At 66.8% G+C, this 17,892-nt stretch carries 19 protein-coding genes; 10 read left to right on the plus strand and 9 right to left on the minus strand.

Annotated elements, in window-relative coordinates; all coding sequences use genetic code 11:
- Window positions 1-232 precede the first annotated feature (232 nt).
- The 4 genes from dapF to AB0M63_RS10550 are packed head-to-tail and all read left to right on the plus strand — an operon-like array spanning window position 233 to window position 3,042.
- Window positions 233-1,033 (plus strand): diaminopimelate epimerase, encoded by an 801-nt coding sequence (dapF, locus tag AB0M63_RS10535; RefSeq protein WP_366019112.1) that lies wholly within the window; start codon window positions 233-235, stop codon window positions 1,031-1,033.
- The gene (locus AB0M63_RS10540) at window positions 1,030-2,121 is read left to right on the plus strand and encodes an ATP-grasp domain-containing protein (protein ID WP_366019113.1); all 1,092 of its coding nucleotides are present in this window, start codon (window positions 1,030-1,032) and stop codon (window positions 2,119-2,121) included. Before dapF ends, AB0M63_RS10540 begins: the two co-directional genes overlap by 4 nt.
- A gap of 37 nt (window positions 2,122-2,158) precedes the next feature.
- Window positions 2,159-2,680 (plus strand): C39 family peptidase, encoded by a 522-nt coding sequence (locus tag AB0M63_RS10545; protein ID WP_366019114.1) that lies wholly within the window; start codon window positions 2,159-2,161, stop codon window positions 2,678-2,680.
- On the plus strand, window positions 2,680-3,042 hold the full coding sequence (locus tag AB0M63_RS10550; RefSeq protein WP_366019115.1) for a UDP-N-acetylmuramoylalanyl-D-glutamate--2,6-diaminopimelate ligase: 363 nt from the start codon (window positions 2,680-2,682) through the stop codon (window positions 3,040-3,042). Before AB0M63_RS10545 ends, AB0M63_RS10550 begins: the two co-directional genes overlap by 1 nt.
- Before the next feature lie 88 nt (window positions 3,043-3,130).
- On the opposite strand, the gene AB0M63_RS10555 is transcribed toward AB0M63_RS10550, so the two are convergent.
- The 9 genes from AB0M63_RS10555 to AB0M63_RS10595 all read right to left on the minus strand — a co-directional run bounded on the left by AB0M63_RS10555 (window position 3,131) and on the right by AB0M63_RS10595 (window position 12,638).
- On the minus strand, window positions 3,131-4,393 hold the full coding sequence (locus AB0M63_RS10555; protein ID WP_366019116.1) for a hypothetical protein: 1,263 nt from the start codon (window positions 4,391-4,393) through the stop codon (window positions 3,131-3,133).
- Between the two features lie 113 nt (window positions 4,394-4,506).
- Window positions 4,507-5,976, minus strand: coding sequence for an SAVED domain-containing protein (locus AB0M63_RS10560; RefSeq protein ID WP_366019117.1), 1,470 nt, complete (start codon window positions 5,974-5,976; stop codon window positions 4,507-4,509).
- The gene (locus tag AB0M63_RS10565; RefSeq protein ID WP_366019118.1) at window positions 5,976-6,896 is read right to left on the minus strand and encodes an AAA family ATPase; all 921 of its coding nucleotides are present in this window, start codon (window positions 6,894-6,896) and stop codon (window positions 5,976-5,978) included. The genes AB0M63_RS10560 and AB0M63_RS10565 overlap by 1 nt, the downstream gene beginning before the upstream one ends.
- Window positions 6,897-6,925: 29 nt before the next feature.
- Entirely contained in the window at window positions 6,926-7,435 is a 510-nt protein-coding gene (locus AB0M63_RS10570) for a hypothetical protein (protein WP_366019119.1), read from the minus strand.
- 2 nt (window positions 7,436-7,437) lie between these two features.
- Window positions 7,438-8,442 carry a CBASS oligonucleotide cyclase gene (locus AB0M63_RS10575; protein ID WP_366019120.1) on the minus strand — a complete coding sequence of 335 codons (1,005 nt, stop codon included), beginning with the start codon at window positions 8,440-8,442 and terminating at the stop codon, window positions 7,438-7,440.
- A gap of 517 nt (window positions 8,443-8,959) precedes the next feature.
- Window positions 8,960-9,160 (minus strand): hypothetical protein, encoded by a 201-nt coding sequence (locus tag AB0M63_RS10580; RefSeq protein WP_366019121.1) that lies wholly within the window; start codon window positions 9,158-9,160, stop codon window positions 8,960-8,962.
- The gene (locus AB0M63_RS10585; RefSeq protein WP_366019122.1) at window positions 9,153-11,516 is read right to left on the minus strand and encodes an N-6 DNA methylase; all 2,364 of its coding nucleotides are present in this window, start codon (window positions 11,514-11,516) and stop codon (window positions 9,153-9,155) included. The genes AB0M63_RS10580 and AB0M63_RS10585 overlap by 8 nt, the downstream gene beginning before the upstream one ends.
- A gap of 442 nt (window positions 11,517-11,958) precedes the next feature.
- Window positions 11,959-12,372 carry a DNA-binding protein gene (locus AB0M63_RS10590; RefSeq protein WP_366019123.1) on the minus strand — a complete coding sequence of 138 codons (414 nt, stop codon included), beginning with the start codon at window positions 12,370-12,372 and terminating at the stop codon, window positions 11,959-11,961.
- Complete coding sequence (locus AB0M63_RS10595; RefSeq protein WP_366019124.1) at window positions 12,354-12,638, minus strand: hypothetical protein; 285 nt, start codon at window positions 12,636-12,638, stop codon at window positions 12,354-12,356. The genes AB0M63_RS10590 and AB0M63_RS10595 overlap by 19 nt, the downstream gene beginning before the upstream one ends.
- A 1,052-nt stretch (window positions 12,639-13,690) precedes the next feature.
- On the opposite strand from AB0M63_RS10595, the gene AB0M63_RS10600 reads away from it, so the two are divergent.
- The 6 genes from AB0M63_RS10600 to AB0M63_RS10625 all read left to right on the plus strand — a co-directional run bounded on the left by AB0M63_RS10600 (window position 13,691) and on the right by AB0M63_RS10625 (window position 17,884).
- The gene (locus AB0M63_RS10600; protein ID WP_366019125.1) at window positions 13,691-13,996 is read left to right on the plus strand and encodes a helix-turn-helix transcriptional regulator; all 306 of its coding nucleotides are present in this window, start codon (window positions 13,691-13,693) and stop codon (window positions 13,994-13,996) included.
- A 126-nt stretch (window positions 13,997-14,122) separates the two neighbouring features.
- Window positions 14,123-14,743 carry a DUF2975 domain-containing protein gene (locus AB0M63_RS10605; RefSeq protein WP_355910673.1) on the plus strand — a complete coding sequence of 207 codons (621 nt, stop codon included), beginning with the start codon at window positions 14,123-14,125 and terminating at the stop codon, window positions 14,741-14,743.
- Window positions 14,743-14,967: a helix-turn-helix transcriptional regulator gene (locus AB0M63_RS10610; RefSeq protein ID WP_366019126.1), complete on the plus strand. Its 225-nt coding sequence runs from the start codon at window positions 14,743-14,745 to the stop codon at window positions 14,965-14,967. Before AB0M63_RS10605 ends, AB0M63_RS10610 begins: the two co-directional genes overlap by 1 nt.
- Before the next feature lie 38 nt (window positions 14,968-15,005).
- Window positions 15,006-15,482, plus strand: a complete 477-nt coding sequence (locus AB0M63_RS10615; protein WP_366019127.1) for a DUF3515 family protein — start codon at window positions 15,006-15,008, stop codon at window positions 15,480-15,482.
- 163 nt (window positions 15,483-15,645) lie between these two features.
- On the plus strand, window positions 15,646-16,143 hold the full coding sequence (locus AB0M63_RS10620; RefSeq protein ID WP_355910664.1) for a hypothetical protein: 498 nt from the start codon (window positions 15,646-15,648) through the stop codon (window positions 16,141-16,143).
- A gap of 85 nt (window positions 16,144-16,228) precedes the next feature.
- Window positions 16,229-17,884, plus strand: coding sequence for a hypothetical protein (locus AB0M63_RS10625; protein ID WP_366019128.1), 1,656 nt, complete (start codon window positions 16,229-16,231; stop codon window positions 17,882-17,884).
- The last annotated feature ends 8 nt before the right edge of the window (window positions 17,885-17,892 follow it).

Genomic DNA, 17,892 nt, shown 5'->3' on the forward strand with positions numbered 1-17,892 from the left:
CCCAAGCGAAGTCCGTATAGGGGACTTCGTATGTCTCGACGGCTTGTACCTGCGGGTCCAGGACATGCGGTCCGCCGGCACCGCGGGACACCGGGTTCTGATCTTCGACGGGCACTCCCCGTGGGTCATGAACGAGCCGACGACCACGTACCGGCCCGTCGAACTTCTCTGATCCGGGCCCCCATTCAGCCACCACCAGAACTGCCACCTCACGCCAGCGAGGAGCTTCGCCATGCGCTTCCGCAAGATCCACGGAGCGGGGAACGACTTCGTCCTGTTAGCCGACCCCGTCCCGGACAGCGACAAGGACTGGCCAAAGAAGGCCGAGCGCCTCTGCGCCAGACGAACCGGCGTAGGCGCGGACGGCCTTGTCATCAGCACCCTGATCAGCATCAGCCCGCTCGTCCTCGAAGTCGGCTGCTTCAACGCCGACGGCTCGATCGCCACGATGTGCGGCAACGCGCTGCGGTGTACCGCCTGGGCCGCGCACCACGACCACGGCTTCCGCGAGATGAGTCTGCGCATGGCGGGGGTGATGCACGAGGCGATCGTTAGCGATGACTCCGTGTGGGTCACCGCCGAAGTCGGTGCGGTCCATCCCCGCCGCGTGCAGACCGTCATCAACGGCAAGCCGACCTGGTTCGACAGCGCCCACACCGGCACCGAACACGTCGTCGCCATCGTGGACGACGTGGACGCCATCGACGCGGTACTCGTCGGACGCCTCATCCGCCACCACCCGGACCTGGCCCCGCTGGGGACGAACGTCAACTTCGTACAAGCCGCCGGCCGCCAGGCGCTGAAGATCCGCACCTACGAGCGCGGCGTCGAGGCGGAAACCCTCTCGTGCGGGAGCGGAGCCGTCGCGGCCGTCGTGATCGCCACCCTGCGCGGCCTCGTGTCGCCGCGCGCCGTCACAGTCCACAACCGCGCCGGGGAGCCTCTCACGGTCCGGCCGCATCCCGACCGGCCGAAGCGGACTCACTGGGTCGGCGGTCTGGTCACCCACACCTTCGAAGGGGTCCTCGCATGACTCAGTTCCTCACCTCCAACTCGGACCTCGCGGTGCGCGAGGCCGCCCAGAACCTTCGCGACTGGCAGCGCGACCGCGAGGGGCTCGGTGTCGCCCTCGTCTACGGGCCGGTGTCAGCCGAGGACCGGCTCTACCACTCGAAGTGCCCTGTGGACCAGCGCTCCGTGACCGCCCTGTCCGAGGCCCTCGACGACATCGGCGCCCGCTGGAAAGTGCTGAACCCGTGCGAGCCGGACTTCATCACGGAGTTGGCCGGCTACGACGTCGCCCTCTCGAACCTGCACGGGCCGTACGGGGAGGACGGGAGGCTCCAGGGCCTGCTCGACTACCTGCGCGTGCCGTACTGCGGCAGCGGAGTCGCGGCGTCCGCGGTGGCCGCCGACAAGATCCTGTGCAAGCGAGTGATGCTGAGCCTCGGCGTCCCCACGCCCGGGTGGTGGGTGTGGTCCGGCGGATCAACGCAGTGGAACAGACGCGCCGCGATGGTCAAACCACCGTTCGGCGGCTCCAGCGTGGGCATGAGCCTGGTGCGCGAACAGGCTGATCTTCCCCGGGCGTTGGCCGACGCTGCCGGCGAAGAAGGCGATGCCGTACTGGTCGAGGACTACCTGACCGGCGTACCGCTGACCGTCGGGCTCCTCGAACTCCCTGAAGGCGCGGTCGTGGTGTTCCCACCACTGGCCACCGAGGCGACCGAGGCGGAGTTCTACGACGCCGACACCAAGCTCGACGTGGACTCCAGGGGTGCCGTGGCCGTGCGGGCCGCCGAGTTGTCGCCGGAGGTGCTGGCCAAGGTCACCGAGTGCGCCACGACGCTGTGGGACGGACTCGGGTTGCGTGGTTCGGCGCGCGTCGACTTCATCCTCGCCGAGGACGACGAGCCGTACGTGCTGGAGGTCAACAGCACGCCGGGCATGTCCCGCGACAGCAACTTCGTGGTGGGCGCCGCGATGGTCGGACTCACGCACACGGACGTCGTAGTGGCCATGCTGCACGAGGCGTTGACCCGCCCGCCATACGATGTCCCCCTGCCCACTCCCGCGTTCGCCAGCACCACGCTGACCCGGGAGGCTGCCGTCTCACCGTAGGAGCCCGCCCGCTGTGTCGCGTGTCCACGATGTCCCCATGTGCCGCCAGCTCATCGACCCCACGGAATGGGATCTGCACGGAGGCTGGGCACTCGGGGACAGACTGGAATGGTCCAACCGGGCGTGCGGTCTGGCGTCGCTGAGAATGATCCTTCTCGCCTACGGACGCCCAGCACCCACGGTAACGGAACTGCTCAAACTCGCGGTCAAGCACGAGGTTCTGACCCCGCGTGGAGCGCTCCACGCGGGGATCGCGAGCCTCGCTGCAGACCTCGGTGTCCCCTCAACTGCGCAGCCAGTACGAGCGGAAGACCTATTCGCCCGCCTCGACGACGCACCGGTCATCGTCTCCGTCACCGAGCAGTTCCCAGACGACGGCCGTTCCGGAGGCCACCTCGTCATCCTCTGCGGCTACGAGGACGGCCCCGACCCGACGCTCTTCATCCGGGATCCATCGGCCTGGGGCCAGACGCACGACCGAATCCCCCTGAGCCGTCTGTCCCCTTCCTACACCGGCCGCGCGATCACCTTCGCGCCCTTGAACAACGGAGAGTCCTGATGCCCGAGGCAGACGGCGACACGACCGAGGCCACGACAGGCCGCAGGATCGCCGTACTCGGAGAGATGCTGGAGCTGGGCGACGAAGCCGTGGAAGCCCACCGCGCGGTCGGGCGCATGGCAGCCGAGAACGGCGTCGACCTCATCGTGGCGGTCGGCAACGCACTCGCCAAGCAACTCGCCCTCGCGGCGGGGGCGGCAGGCGTCCCGGACATCGCGATGGTCGGCGACAACGGCACCGCCGCCGCCTACCTCGCCTCCATCCTCCGCCCCGGCGACGTCGTTCTCGTAAAGGCATCCCGCGGCGGACAGCTCTGGCAGATCGCTCAGGCGCTCACCGGGCAGCCCGTCACCGGCCTGTGAGCAGCCCGTCAGCCTGCTGGCTCGCCGGGGGAGAGCCGGTTCGAGAATGCCCGGTTCGGGGTCTGCGACGTTTCCACGCACTCCTCAGCTAGCGACCGTTGAGTTCGGCGCGGCACACCGCGCAGTACATGGCCGCATAGCGTCCATGCCGACGCATCAGCTGACCGCAGCCAGCGCACAGTCCCAGCTCCCAGGTCGGGCAGCCCAGTGCCGCCGAGGCCGCCGCCCGCTCGACGGACGTGATCAGCGACGGCTTCACGGACCGTTGCAGCGGCATCCGCGGCAAGGTGTAGCCACCAGTGGGCTGTCCCAGATCACGAATGGGCCGAGCATCGATCACGAACCGTCCCTCTTCACCAGCGCGGCATGTTCGGTCGATCTCCTGCTCGGCGAAGGTGATCCGGTCGTCGTCCTCCTGCTCCGGCGCGAGGGGAAGTGGCACCTTCTCTCTGACCAGCTCCCGCCATAACTCGCAGTCGTCCGTCGGGACCCACATGTGCCGGCCGGCCCGACCACTGCCCCGATTGGGCACGTAGACGGGGACGCTCTCCCCTGTCGCACTGGAAACGACGAGATCCTCGATATGAACGGGCTTTTTCTCCGGTAGGCACAGAGCAGGCAGGAACCACTCGGCATGAGTCCCGCCGCAGTAGCCGGCTCCCTCGGACAAAGGGCAATGACGATCGCTGCTGGACACGCACTTCCAGACTTGGAGGTAGCGGTATCCACCGCGGATCACCATCTCCTTGCCGTCGGCGATCTCTTTCCACGGCATGTCGTCCACACGAGCCCACGGCGCTCGGTCGATCAGCGAGGCCGTACGGTCCTTGGCCACCCATAAGGGCGTGATGTCGTGCTGTACGGCGTTCACGGAGCGGCGATGGACACTGCTGGGACTGATGTGGTGGTACTGAATCTCCCAGCCGATGCGGATACCCCCGGGGCCGGCGACGAGGGCATCCGAGACTGTCCGCCGATTCGCCGTGGAGACTTCGGCGTCTGCATCTAGACCGGAGCGCGAAGCCGTCTCGACGACCCGCTCCTTCGTGGCCTTGTGCTGTGCGCTCTCCGCCGGATTCGCCTTGTGCGTGATCGGCAGGTGTGAGGCCACGAGGGGCCGACGGCCCCCGACGCGGCCTCGCCGGATGAACATCCACGGCGATTTCCCGCCGGACTCCGACAGGCACTCGCGCCCGTGGTGGTGCGCGAGACATTCGAGTAGCTGTGGGTCGCGGTCGGCGATGCTCGCGGTGATCTCTCGAAGCAGATCCGGACGATCCCCGTGACCGAGATCGGGCAGGGACAGATTGATCTCTATGTCATATCCGGTGTGCCACACCCCATTTGCCATCTCAACACGATACGGAGAACCTCTGGCAGTCGAATAGATCGCCTGACGTGCAGAGACGTTGCAACGCCCCACACCGAACCACTCAAGATGGCGTAGGAGAGGACAGCCTCTCGCTATGCCTGCACAGTGAAAGCCGGCTCATAACCCTGTTCAGTGCGGACGTCCTCGTATACGACGGTTGGGCGCAGCCGGTTCCAGCGGTGTCCGAGGAGGAGGGCGAGCCCCATGGGGCCCGCAATAAAGAGGTGGATCCGTGGGGTCGTGCGGGTGGCTCGGCGAACAACGTTGCGGATGCCGATAGCGAGGGCATTGGCAGCTGCGGAGTCGGGGACTGATCGATCTTTGGCCCCGCCGGGCGGGGTGAGGACGAGGAGCTTGGAGACAGGCGTCTGTTGTTCGCGCAAGTACTCCAAGACGTCTTCGGTGAGTTCCGTGGCCACCTCGATCGCGACGGCGAGCTCATCGCCTTGGTCCAGGGAGTGCTCGTGGACGGTCGGGGGTTGTGGAGCGTCATACGGCTCACTGGTGGACCAGAGCTGTCCGCGTTGGAGGACAGCGAGGTCGGCACCGGTGACCATTCGGAACGCTGTGCCGGTCAGGAAGGTGGGGGCCAACCGGATACTGCCGGTGATGGAGATCGCGGCGGTGCCTAGCGGCAGGCGAGCTGGAGCAGCCTCGATGTCCGTCTGAAGCTGCCTCCACGTGGCAGGGGACAAGGGACGGCGCTTGGTGAAGTCGTCGGGTCCGTCGAAACGGTCGACCCAGTCGATGGCGTAGTCGGCATCATCGGCCAGCGGATCCGGCTTGAGAGTGGCGATCGACAGGACGGCCCGAGCGGGGCCAGCCCTAAGACCGAGAGCGTCGACGGCTTCCTTGACCATGGCCAGAGTGAGAGTGCGGTGGCCTGCACGGACCTGTTTGGCGACCCAGTCGGCTCCGCATGTCACTGCGTCCTGATCGTGGCGCAGGCCGGTCGCAGCCATGAGCAGTTGCAGGCGTTCCTGGACATGGGTCTGATCTCGGGCTAGGTCGAAGCGCAGGACGGAAAGAAGTTCGCAGAGTTCCTCCTCGCTCAGGCCAGCTGCCGCTGCCCATCGAGTGCGGGCGGTACCGAGCGCTGACCGGGGCCCCTGGAGACCGGCCTTCGGCATCAGGAGCTGGCTGCGGGAGTCGCGAACGGCCACGAGCGGGTCAGCCGGGTCAGGAGCACGATTGGTGAAAAGAGCCAGGTCAGCAGGTGTACCGTCTGCGGTCAGCTTCTGCCATGCCATGGCAATCTTCTTCAGGACGGACGGGCCGCCGTTCTTACTTGGTTTGGTCAGGTACTCCTCGTTGACGGGTGTGGAGCTGTCGACCGTGTACTTGACCTGGGTGTAGGTGTGCGGTGGCGTGCGGCGGAGCAGTACGACGTCATCGAGGTTGCCAGCGCCGTCTAGCTCCACGCCGACGGAGGCGACGGGGTTCTCGGAGCGGGCTGCGTTTTCGCGCAGAAGTGCCAGGCAGCCTTCCCATGCGATGAGCCATTGGTAATGGTCACCGGTGATCCTCACGCTGGTGGGGCTCGGGGCCGGCAGAGGCTCCATCAATGCTCCTCGGTGAAAACGGGGCTGGGCTCAAGTTGTTCGGCAAGTGCAAGGAGGTCTTCGTCACCAACAGGGTGATCAGGGAAGGCTTGGAGGACCGCAGCCGGGACCAGGCGCTGGGTGAGGTCGGAGAAGGTGTAGCCGGGCTGGCCGGTGCTGGGGCCGGTGAGCACGACCAGCTTGTCGATGGTCTCAGGCCGAATGGCGAGACCGTCCAGGGCCTGAGTAAGGACCGCGTGGCGCTGCTGGGCGTCGGGACGGGTAAAGGTGAAGGTGGCAGCCGCGCGGCGCATGATCGCTGGGTCGAGGGCGCCGACGCGGTTGGTGCACAGCACGACGATGACGGGGACCTTGGCGCTGGAAAGGCTGTCGATTCCAGCGAGGAAGGCATCCACTCCGGCCCGGTCCTCGTGGTGCATCTGTTGCGCCTCGCGGGACTGAACGAGGGCATCGGCCTCATCCACGACAAGGATCAGAACCGAGTTCACCCCACGAGCCCCCTGCGCTCGGCGCCCCTCGGCATGCAGGTGGGTGAAGGCGTCGCCGATGAGGGCAGTCATCTCGCCCACCAAGCCGCTGCCGCGGGTGGCGAGCTTGAGCCGATAGAGGAAGACGGGCAGATCGAGCTGGTCGGCGAGATCGCAGCCGAACGACTCGGCGAGTGCGGACTTGCCGGAGCCGACGTCACCGGCAAAGACGAACAGAGGGGCGCGGTCGGCGAACAGCGTGAGCGCGGCGACGTCGCCGCCGTGGTGCCTGCTGGCCCACGCCTGCAGCAGCCGCGGGTCTGCCAGCAGGGTGGCTTCCTTCCGCAAGCGCGCCTTCATGCTGTCCAGACCCACCAGGCGGTTGTATCGGGCTCGGCGAACAGCCTCGGGAAGTTCAATCACGGGGTGGAACAGGTCATCCTGGCTGGTCACTCGGTCTTCCTCCTGCTGTTCGATCGGGGTCAGAAAGCGACGTAGACGTCGCGGGTGACACCAGCGCCGTTGCGGGCATAGCCTTGGCCGGCCGTGGAGGTACCGGAAAGGGCACTCGGAGCGGCGGCCCCCTGCCGAGGAAACGGCAGGTCCTCCTTGACCTTGGTCTGCTCGGTGCTAGTGAGGGCATGGAACTTCTGGCTGTACGTGAGGTAGCTGTAGAAGCTGTGGCCACTGACCTCGGCCGCCCGGGGCAGGCTGCCCGGCCGGCCATCCGTGAGCTGCCCCCCGAGGGTCGCCTTGTATCGAAGGCGCAGTTTCCACGCGTTGCTCCCGGCATCCCGGAACCCGTAGTCGACCGTGTCCAGGTAACCGTCGCGCAGCAGTAGAGCAACCTCCTCGACGTACTCTTCGATATCGTCGAGGCTGGGCTTGCCGTAGTAGTTGTGGAGCAGGCGAAGGTCGGCACCGACTTTCGCACCGACGTACCGGGCATCGGTGATGGTGAAGGACGCCGATCTGGCGTACGTCCCGGTCATCGTCACGCTCCTTGGAAAGACGGGCCGAACAGCTCGCGCCACGCGTCGTTTGCCTCGCCCTTGGTCGGTGCGCCAGCGGCCCATGCGACGGCTTCGAGTGCCGTGTTGGCGTGGTCGATCAGTCGCTGACGGTGGAACTCGGTGTAGCTGGAGGCGACGTTGTTCTCGGGGTTGACGGGGTCCCAGACCTGGATGGGATCCGAGGACGAGGCGACAGCGTCTGCGTGGTAGTAATCCGTGAACACGATCGGGGTCTTCAGGCCGGTGACCGCGATGTAGGACAGGACCTGCTCGATGGCACGCGGGTAGTCGTTCACTTGCAGCGATTCGCCGTTCCACCCGTGTTCCCACAGGTGAGCGACCAAGAGTTCGAGAAGGAAGCTCTTGCAGCGCAGGTCCGGGTCATTTCGCTTGCCCTCGCGGATCCATGCCTTGAGCAGCCGGATCAGCTCGGTGTAACCGGGCCCTGCAGCGTCCGGGTGCTTGCGCTTCTCGATGAACCTCAGGTGCAAGGTGACCGATGTCAGCACCTTCTCGCCCTGGCGGGTAATCAAGTGGCCCTTGTCGTCTGGTTCTCCGGTGTAGAGGACTGGCGCCACGTCGATCTTCAGGCCGGAGCCCCTCAAGGTGATCCCGACGGCGTGCTGGGAGATAACAAAGTCCTCTGCAACCTTTGTCTTCCCGTATACCTCGATGCACCGGTCTCGCAGCCACTCCAACAGACCCGCCTCGTCCACGTCAGTGTCCGCGACGCGTACATACGCTGCCACGTCCGCGTCGGAGCCCTCGCCTCGGCGCCGCCGGATTGCCGTGTGCTTCGCCGTGCTACCCGAGGCCCGGAGTTTGACGAGGTTGTAGTCAGGGTGTTCGGCGATGTACGCCTCCAACCGCTCCCGAAGATGCCTCACCTGCCTGCGGCGCTCCTTCGCCTCCACACCAGGCACATTCACCCTGTTCTCCGCAAAGTCCGCCAAGACCTTGTGGTCAACGTGGCGTTCACCGGTCATACCGCGCACCCTTCGTCCATGCGGGCTAACCCCCGCGAAACATCTGTATCACCCGCCACTGACAAACCAGGATGCCGAGGAAGATGATCAATGATCCGGACAAGAGGGGCACACCGCGCGGCATGCACCCACCCGTCGGGGCCGCGAACCCGCTGACGTCGCGTTAGCACTGTCGGCAAACTGCGCCCTGAGCAGGGCTGATGCCAGCCGCTGTGGTCTCAGTTCTGGTCTCATTCGCCCCCGTCCGGCGCCGTTCAAGGACGCCGCCACCACTCACTCCACTCCAGGTCAGAACACCCCCGTCCCCCACCGAACCCCCGGACGAAGACTTGGAAAGCGTGTTGGGGGCAACCCCTCACGAGTTCGAATCTCGTATCCTCCGCCAGTGCCTCACCGGGCACGATGTCGAAGGGCCCCGCTGTTCGCAGCGGGGCCCTTCGACGTGTGATCACGGTCGGGGCCTTCGTTGTGTCCCGCCAGGGCCCCGTCCCGGTTCGTCGGTGTTCGATCGGTCTGGTCAGGTGCCGAAGGCCGCGGCAAGAACGCCCAGGCAAAGGATCATGGAGCCGGCGAACGCCGTGCCAGCGACAAAGACGGCTTCGGATCGTCGGGTTCCGGTGTCCCGCTTCAGCATGAAGGCCAGCAGGGCAACCACCACGGAAGCGAGCGCGGCCACGAGCAGCCAGGCGATTCGTGTCGCGGCGGGCAGATCACTCACCAGCGTGCCCCTTCGATGTGTCGCGGTCAGGTCCAGGAGACGGGAGAGCCTCTCCCATCAGCAGAATCGCCAGTTCGCCGTGTGCGTGTTCGGCAGCTGTCACCACCTGGTGGTGGGCCACGATCTGGCTGTCGAGTGCGCACAGGAGTTCACCGATGCGGCGCTGCTCGTCGAGCGGGGGCAGCAGAACGGGAAGTTGCTCCATCGCCTTTGTCTTGATGGAGGCGACGATGGTCATCTCGGCCCGCTCCTTGATCCACGCCTGCGTTTCCGGCAGGGAGAGGAAAGCGAGGACGAAGCGCGGATCCACGCCGCACGCGAAGGAGTGCAGGCGGAGAAGGTTGCCGCTGTAGAGCGATCCGGCCTCTGCCGCCCCCACGAGGGCCGAAGGCCCGACCGTGCCGGTTCGTGTGCACAGAATGTCGCCCTCACGCACGCGGAACCGCTCGAGCCGTCGCGCGTCCTGGTACGAGACCCTGCTCTCCTCGACGCCGGAAACGCGCCGATGCCGCAGATGCTTGGGCAGAACGACGGGGATTTGCTCATCAGGGGAGAACATCTTGGGGTTCAGCAAGGAGGGCGAGGGGCCGGCCTGCACTTTGCACAAGTCGCGCAGGAGAAGCTGCAACCAGCCCTGTGCGGGGCGTTGGCGCATGTGACCGGAGTCCGTTCCCTGCTCCCAGAGGGAGTTGGTCGCTGCGTCGAGGGACTGGGCGGTGTCCTGAGCCCTGAAAAGCTCTTCGCGGGACGCGGCCACGTCTTCGGGCGTCCCAACAGCGTGCGTTCCGACGCTGATGTAGTCGACAGGGCTGAGGGAATACCCCCTCTTCTTGATCTCCCGCACCGAGACGGACTTTCCCAGAACTCGCTCGTCTTCGGGCACCGTGTTCCCGTCGCGCAGCGAGCGGTAGATCTGTTGCACCAGCCGCATCTCGTCGGACTGCAGTTCCCGGCGTGTCCGGGAAACCATCCCTCCCGCTCGGCGGGCGTTGATGAAGTGCACTTCGGTACGCGCCGACGGCGTCGCCAGGAACCAGACGCATGCCGAGACGGTCGTACCCCTGAAGAGGTGCGAGGGAAGGGCGACGACGCATTCGACCACGCCGTCCTCGACCATGGCCTGGCGGATCGCTCGCTCTTTCGGCTGGTCCGACACAGCAGCGTTGTCGGCCATGACAACGGCGGCGCGTCCGCCGGGCCGGAGGGAGGACAGGACGTGCTGGAGCCAGGCGAAGTTGTCGTTGGACGGCGGTGGGGTCCCGTACCGCCAGTCAGTGGTACCGGTCTTTCCGGACACGGCGTTGAACGGCGGATTGGTGAGGACGTAGTCCGCCCCGGCCCCGTGGTCCGGCGCCGTGGTGAGCCATGGGACCTCGGCGTCGGTGTCCAGCTGTGGGACCACACCATGGATCATCAGGTTCATGGCGGTCATGCGGAGCATGCTGTCGTTCGGGGCCTTGGCGAAAACCATAGGAGGCGGGGAATCCCCCATCGCCGCCACCACCGCGGTAAGCAGCTCGCCCCCTCTGGGGTAGGGGTCGTGAATCCGAAGTGCCGGACTGTTCGCCGAGGAGAATTCGCTCAGCAGGTCCACGACTGCCTTGGGCGTGAACGCCTGGCGACTACTGAGAGCCGCGTCTTGCGCGAACGTATCGAGCAGATCGCGGAAGGACTCCCGGTCCAGCCCGGCGACCAGGCTCAGCATCTGCGCCGGATCGGCATCCGGCCCGGGCGCCAGCCGCTGCAGTGCGCCTCTCATCGCGGGAACCACGCCTGGCGTGCGTAGCAGACGGTCCGCCTCCAGGCCCGCCTGTTCGAGGAAGCGCATGGGGGGCACGGGCGGACCAGCGCCGACCAACCGCTGCAACGACCCGTACTTCTCGGGGGCCGCCCACCTCAGGAACGTCAGGCAGATCGGCAGAGGGAGATAACCTGCCAGGGAGCGAGCCCCCCACCGCCGCGCCATCGACGGCTCCAGCAGCACGGCCAGCGTCTCACCAGACAGCGACCGGGCACGCACGCTGTCTGCCTCGGAGGCCGCGAGTCGTGTGTAATCGCCCGGTGACGACAGTTGTCGCTGCGACGGCGATGCGCGGACCCGATCGCCGTACGTAACGCCTTCGGGCTCCGACTCACGGCGGTCCCTTTCCGACACCTGCCGCGTGTCGAGCCAGCGGACGATGTCGGAGAGCCGGTAGTAGTCCTGCTCTCCAGCTCGGCGCGCGGTGGGAAAGTCGGCATGGCGCCGTTCCCAGTTGGTGATCGCCGATCGCCTGACGCCGGCCAGCGCAGCGATCTCCGCCCGTGAAACGAGTCGGCCCTCTGTGTTCTGCTCACTGCTGTCCTCACTCGTCATGTCCCCGCCTTCACTGCGCCTGATGGATGCGATGAAGCGACCGTACGGAGGACAGATGGACCGAGGCAATTGCGCACTGCAGTGCGCAGCCGCCTGAGGTGGCATCACTACCATCCCGCAGGACCCGCAGAGCATTACCCATAGAGGCTTTGAACTGCTACTTCTTGGCAAGAACGTGAGGGACGCCGATTTTCAGCACGTGGGCGTCCCGCAGCACTTGTGAACCCCTGACACCAGATGACTTCCATCGAGATCACTGGCGAAGGCCCGTCACATGCCTTGGTGGCACCCGCGGGGTGCCCCAGCCCAGGGCATGGGCCAGACATGATGAGGGGCACAGCGGAACGCCATGCCGGCCAGCATCTGATGGAGCTCACCGAGGAATCCCGGGCCCTGGAACAGCGTGCCGACATTGCAGCTCGAGGCACATGAGCAACGCCCGTCACACAGCCACGAGGCGTACCTTGTCACCGCACAGCTTCGTCATGTCGTCAATGTCGGAAGTGAGCAGAACGACCGGTCGCCGTTGCCGCAGCGCCATCTCGGCCACGGCCGCGTCGCTGGCGTATTTGTGGCCGTGCAGCCCGGCATTGACGAGCAGGGCGGAAGCAGCCTTGGCTTCCTCGTCACCGATGTGTGCGATCCGCACACCCGACAGGATCCAGGCGAGACGAGCTTTGTCCGTCCGACGGTGCGCGGCTTCGATGATGGTCAGCGCGCTAATCACCGTCTCCATGCCCCGCTTACGCGCTTCTGCGACCAAAGCGACGACAGGTGCCTGATCACTGACGAGCTTCGACAAGCCCTCGCAGTCGAGAATCAGAGCGCCCTCGTGGCTCAGCTTGCGGCGGGCCACTGGCCCTCCTCGGTGAATACCTCGTCGAAGATCTGGCGTGCCCGCTCCTGCTCCTGCTCAGAAACCGAGCCCCTGCGGCGTTCGTAGTCCGCCAGGTACTCGTCCAGGATCTGGCCACGCAGCTCCCGCTCTACGGCTGCGGTGATGAATGCGGAGAACTCACGCTTGCCCACCCGCTGACGGATCGCCTCGGCTGTGCCCTCCGGGAGAGAGAGGCTCACCCGGGTCGCCGGCCCCTCACCAACGCTGTACGGCGTTTCAGTCATGGCACATGATTATCAAACAAGTAGGAATCCTGCGGTCCAGCCGCGTCTTGGTCTCAGTTTCGGTCTTGTTCAGCTCTGTTCGGCGGAGTTTCGACGTGTGTGGTTGCAGTTTTAGTTGCGGTTGCCTGCATACGGCCACCGTGAGCCTGGTACGACAGATGGCGGGCCGTGTCGGCCACTACTTGCTCCGCAAGCGCGTCCTGCTCGTGGCCGCCGGCAAGGGTAGAGTTGGACAGCCCCCTTGGCGCCATGGGTGATACGGCGAGGGCTCGCAGAGGTCCTGACGTGGCCGCTCAGCGGCGTCCCATCCCGGCTGGTCCGGGCACCTGCCGACACCACCTCGCCCGCGTCGCGGCCTTCCCCCGCCGGGCCCGAGCTGTCCGCCGCCGAGCGGCGAGCGTTCTTCGGGCAGCTGCGCCGTACCGCTGAACAGGCGTGCGGGACGGGGCGCTTCCTGCTTCGACGCCAGGCCCTCCACCTCTCCGGTACGACCGCGAAGCCGATACGGCAGACCGACTCACGCACCGGCAGAGCACCGAACGGTCGGACGACCGGCTTGCCAACCGGCTCAACAGCCGGTCTGTAGTGGCCGTCGCCGCCCGGCAGGGCGACCGAGGGGCATGGCCCACTTCATCGCCGACGACTCTCTCGGGCCACGGTCCGGCGACGAACCTCGCCGCGCGGCACTGGACGATCGGACATCGCCCCGAAGGGCATCGACCTCTGAGGCAACCTCAACACTTCCTCAACTCCCTTTACTTGGGGCATTTGTAGATCGTTTACTCACCTACTGCACCATGATGGGGCGCTTCCACGCGTGGGTGACTGACCGACCTCAACAGCCGCCGGCCACAAGGCATTGCCAGCCATGTCGGCCTGGTGGCGTGCCACGCAGGGAGCACAAACGTGCGACACCGCGGCCCGATCAACCAGACCACGATGCCGCCACAACGGCCGCCCGGCGCCGAAACCCCGGCAGGCAAGCAACGCAACGAGAGCAAGGGGACAACCGGCTAAAGCGGTCAGACGGAAACGAACGGGGGACCACCGCTTTGACTTACCTCACGACGGACAAGCAGGGAACCGGACCACAAGGAGACTCCAGCCCGATCCCGGCCGCTCCACCCACTCCAGGAGACCTCCACGCCATCCCCTCCCTCACTCACCGAGAGCGCCAAGTTCTCACCCTGCTGGGCCACGCCGCCGACAATCGCGAGATCAGCCGTCGGCTCGGCATCGCCGAACGCACCGTCAAAGCACACCTGACCAACCTCATGACCAAGATCAAAGTAAGCAGCCGTACCGAAGCGGCCCTCTACGCCTACGCCCATCACCGCAGCCTCATCGACCGGTCCTGAGGATCTCGTTCGCCTACCTCCTGAGGCCATCCCGGTCGCCGCCGCACCCTGAGCTTGACAGCGCCCATATCGCTTATCGATACTATCGATAAGCGATATGGGCGCTACGGACGATCAGGGGGAACCGTGGGTACGAAGTCCCGGTGGAGCCGAACAGACAACCGGCTGCTCGAGGCAGCTCTTGGCCTGGCCGCTCTGTTGGTCGGCATCTTCGGGGTCCTGATCCAGGTCCTCGGAGTGGTCGGCCTCATCGACCCGGTGGACACCCGCGAGGTCAGAGCCGCGACCACGACCCGGGTCGCGGGCACCGTGACCGACGCGGTGGCCGGCCACGGCATGACCCTCACCGGCACCCACCGGGCCGACCTGGTCTTCGCCCATCCAGACCTGGGGCAGCGCCTGTTGCTCGCACTGCCGGACGTCATCGGCGGCCTGCTGCTGCTGCTCGTCCTGGCCATCCTCCTTCAGATGGCCAGGACCCTGCGCGACGGCGACGTCTTCGTGCCGAAGAACGCCCGCCGCCTGAGCGTCATAGGGCTCACGGTGCTGGTGCAGGCCGTCCTCTCCCCCGTGCTGCCGACGCTCACCACGCAGGCGCTGGTGAGCGGCACCCCCATGGCCGATCAAGTCCCCTTGTCGGTCACCTTCACGGGCGAGTACGTCCTGCTCGCCTTCCTCATCCTGGCCCTGGGCGAGGTCTTCCGGCGCGGCACGAAGCTACGCGCCGACACCGAGGGACTTGTCTGATGCCACCGGAGGACGAACACCGGGTCCAGTGCCACCTGGACCGACTACTCACCGAGCGCGGCATGACCCTTTCCGAACTGGCGGCCAGGGTCGGGGTGACGGTGGTCAACATCTCCATCCTGAAGAACGACCGGGCGAAGGCGATCCGTTTCTCGACCCTCACCGCGATCTGCCGCGAACTGGGCTGCCAACCAGGCGACTTGCTCAGCGTCCGCGAGGACTGAAAGCCCCACAGTCGCGTTACCTAGACAAGGAATGACTCATGGAGATGACCTCTGCCCGGCGTCTGGCACAGGCCGGTGTGATTGCCGTGTGCGCCACCGCCCTCGCGGCCTGCGGCTCGTCGCGTTCGTACAACGTGTCCGGGGCACCGGGTGGCGACAGTGCCGCCTGCTCCGGCCTGGTCGGCAAGGCGCCGAAGAAGCTGGGGGGTTACCAACGCAACGACTCCGACCAGAAGGGGACTGCCGTATGGGGAGACGGTGACGTGGTCCTCCGCTGCGGCAACATCTCGGACGTCCCGGAGTCGGCTTCCTGCACGTCGATGGACGGCGTCGACTGGGTCGTGAACGCGAAGAAGACCCACAACGGGGTGAAGACGGTCCTGTCGTACGGGCGCAGCCCCGCGGCCGAGGTCACGGTGTCGGAGCGGATCAAGGACCAGGACGCCGTCATCGGCAAGGTGTCCGGGATCGTGTCGGGGCTGACGAAGCAGAAGACGTGCGCCAAGAATAGCTGAAACGCCCCGATTTGGGCTGGTAGCCCTGGAGGGCAGGATGCCCGAAGGTCCGATGGTGACGGGTGCGGCAAGGCCGTAGAAATCTCTTGAACATGCGCACGGGCACTGACCACGACGCCGAACGCATGGTCGAGAAAACGTTTCACTTCTACGGGGAGAAATCATGCGTACCCTCTCACGTCTGGCCTCCGGCGGCGCCGCCGCGGTGGCCGCCGGCGCGCTGCTGTTCGCGGCCGCGCCCGCGCAGGCCACGTCGGCCTCCAACACCTGGGGCATCCCGGGCCACAAGATGCAGGTGAACGCCTGGCACTGCGGCAGCTACGTCACCGCCTGCGACTGGAAGGCGTCGACCAAGGTGTACAAGGGCTCGGCCCACGACAACGCCCAGTGGGTGCAGAACCGCGCCATCCTGGCCGCCCACGGGGTCAGCGTCTCCATCAAGATCTCGAAGAACCCTGAGGCGACGCTGACGATGGACAGCCAGTCGCAGGGCACGGTCCGCTGGAAGAACTACGGCGGGCACAAGTGGATCGCGGACACCTACGGCCAGATGAAGCCCAGCTCGCTGACCGTCTACGTGTCGACGAAGTCCTGCGGCTCGGCCCAGATCACCAGCAGCATCAAGTTCACGGAGAAGTGCGTCACCGCCGGCGCCGCCTGATCCGCGCCTGACGCCGCACATCATCTGACGGCCTCTGCCCCCGCCTTCCGGCGGGGGCAGAGGCCGCTTACGGGGGAGAACAAGCGTGTCTCACGCCAGGAAGGGTGCGAGGACAGCGGTGCGGGCGGCTGCCTCGGCCTGCGTCATGATGCTGGCCGCGTCCTGCGCCTCGCAGGGCGGCCACCGCGACAGCACCGAACCGGCCTACTTCCAGACCCTGGTCAGCCAGGCCAACGGCCTGTACTACCACCCCTTCCTGAGGGAGGAGCGCGGCAGCCCCGAGGCCCAGTCGTACGCTCTGCGCATCCTGGCGGAGACCGGCACGAAGCCGAAGGTCACGGTGGACGCCAGGACGGCCGCGGCGCTGCGCTCCGACGCGGTCTCGGCCTCCGCACTGTGGGGCAGGTACTGGCTCGTCCCGCTGCGCGACGCCGGGGTGCCGGGGGTCCTGGGGTCGGGCGACGCACGGAGCGTGGAGAACCTGCGGACCGGCAAGGGCTGGTACGACGATCCCGCGCTCGGGGAGAAGAGCGACGCGGGGCGCCTCGGTGCCACTTGGGCCGCGCTGGAGGTGCAGGCTGCCACCGGATCCCTCGGGAAACTTCCCGCCGCCGACAAGGCCGCCACCGCCCATTGGCTGACCCAACTGGCAGACAGCAAACCGAAGTTGGACGAGGCCGCGGCCCTGGCCCGTTGCCTTCGGCTGCTCGGCAGATCCGTCCCCGCCTCCCTGACCTCACTGCGGGCTCCGGACACGAGCGGGTTCACCGAGCGGCCGGAGCAGGAACGCGCCGCCCTGCTGGAGGACACGTACAACTACGTCCTGCTCCAGGAGTCGGCCGGTACAAAGCCGCGGGTGGACCGGAAGACCTGGCAGCAGGCCCTGTCCCACAACGTCACCGGCCTCGAATACGAGCAGCTCTACAGCCTGGTGCACATCCTGCGCGCCACCGGCAGCCCCCGGCAGGCGTTCGGAGCGGTCACCCGCCGCCTGGAGCGGGAGCGCATGCCGGACGGAACGGTGTCCGACCCGTCCTCCTACCTGGGCACGCCCGACGCCTCGCTGTTCGTGGAGCGTCTGCGGAGTGTGGCCGGATGGACGGTGCGGGACAAGAGTCTGCTGGCCGCGGCCGAGGAACAGGCCGACGCCCAGGACGCGCCCCGCGACGGCGCCGCACGGCTGACCATGGCCGCACTGGAGCACAGCGCCGGCGGTGCGCCGCTCTCACGACAGGAAGCCGCGCTGTGCCGGGACCCGTCGACGGTGCCGGTCACGGTCACCGCGGACAACGCGGCCGACTGGCAGCGCGTGGCGTGGAACTGCGCGGAGTCCGGCGTACCGATACCGGCTCCCTCCGTCACGCGCTGGAGTGTCGACGATCTGGAAGGCGCGCAGGCGGCCGCCACTCTGGTGGTCGGTCTGCACCAGGACGGCCAAGGGGACCGAATACCCGGCTGGCTGACCGCGGACGCGCTCAAGCGATGGGTGGACGCCCCGGGGCCGCGCGCGAGCGTCTACGACCGTGCGCTGATCGTCCGTGCCTACCTGCTGCTCGGCGGCGATGCCGGCAATTCCCTCGTCGCACACCTCGCCCGTCAGCTCAAGGCGCACAAAGGCTGCCCGGGGCTGCCCGCCCTGTACCGGCCCGATGACGAGCCTGGCTGCGACCTCAAGACGACGTGGGCCGTATGGGACCTGGACAAGGCACTGCACGGGAAGCTCGGGGCCCTGCCCTCGTAGGGCTCGGG

Origin of the sequence: Streptomyces sp. NPDC051576 (genome assembly GCF_040681835.1) — a bacterium.
Lineage (GTDB): Bacteria > Actinomycetota > Actinomycetes > Streptomycetales > Streptomycetaceae > Streptomyces.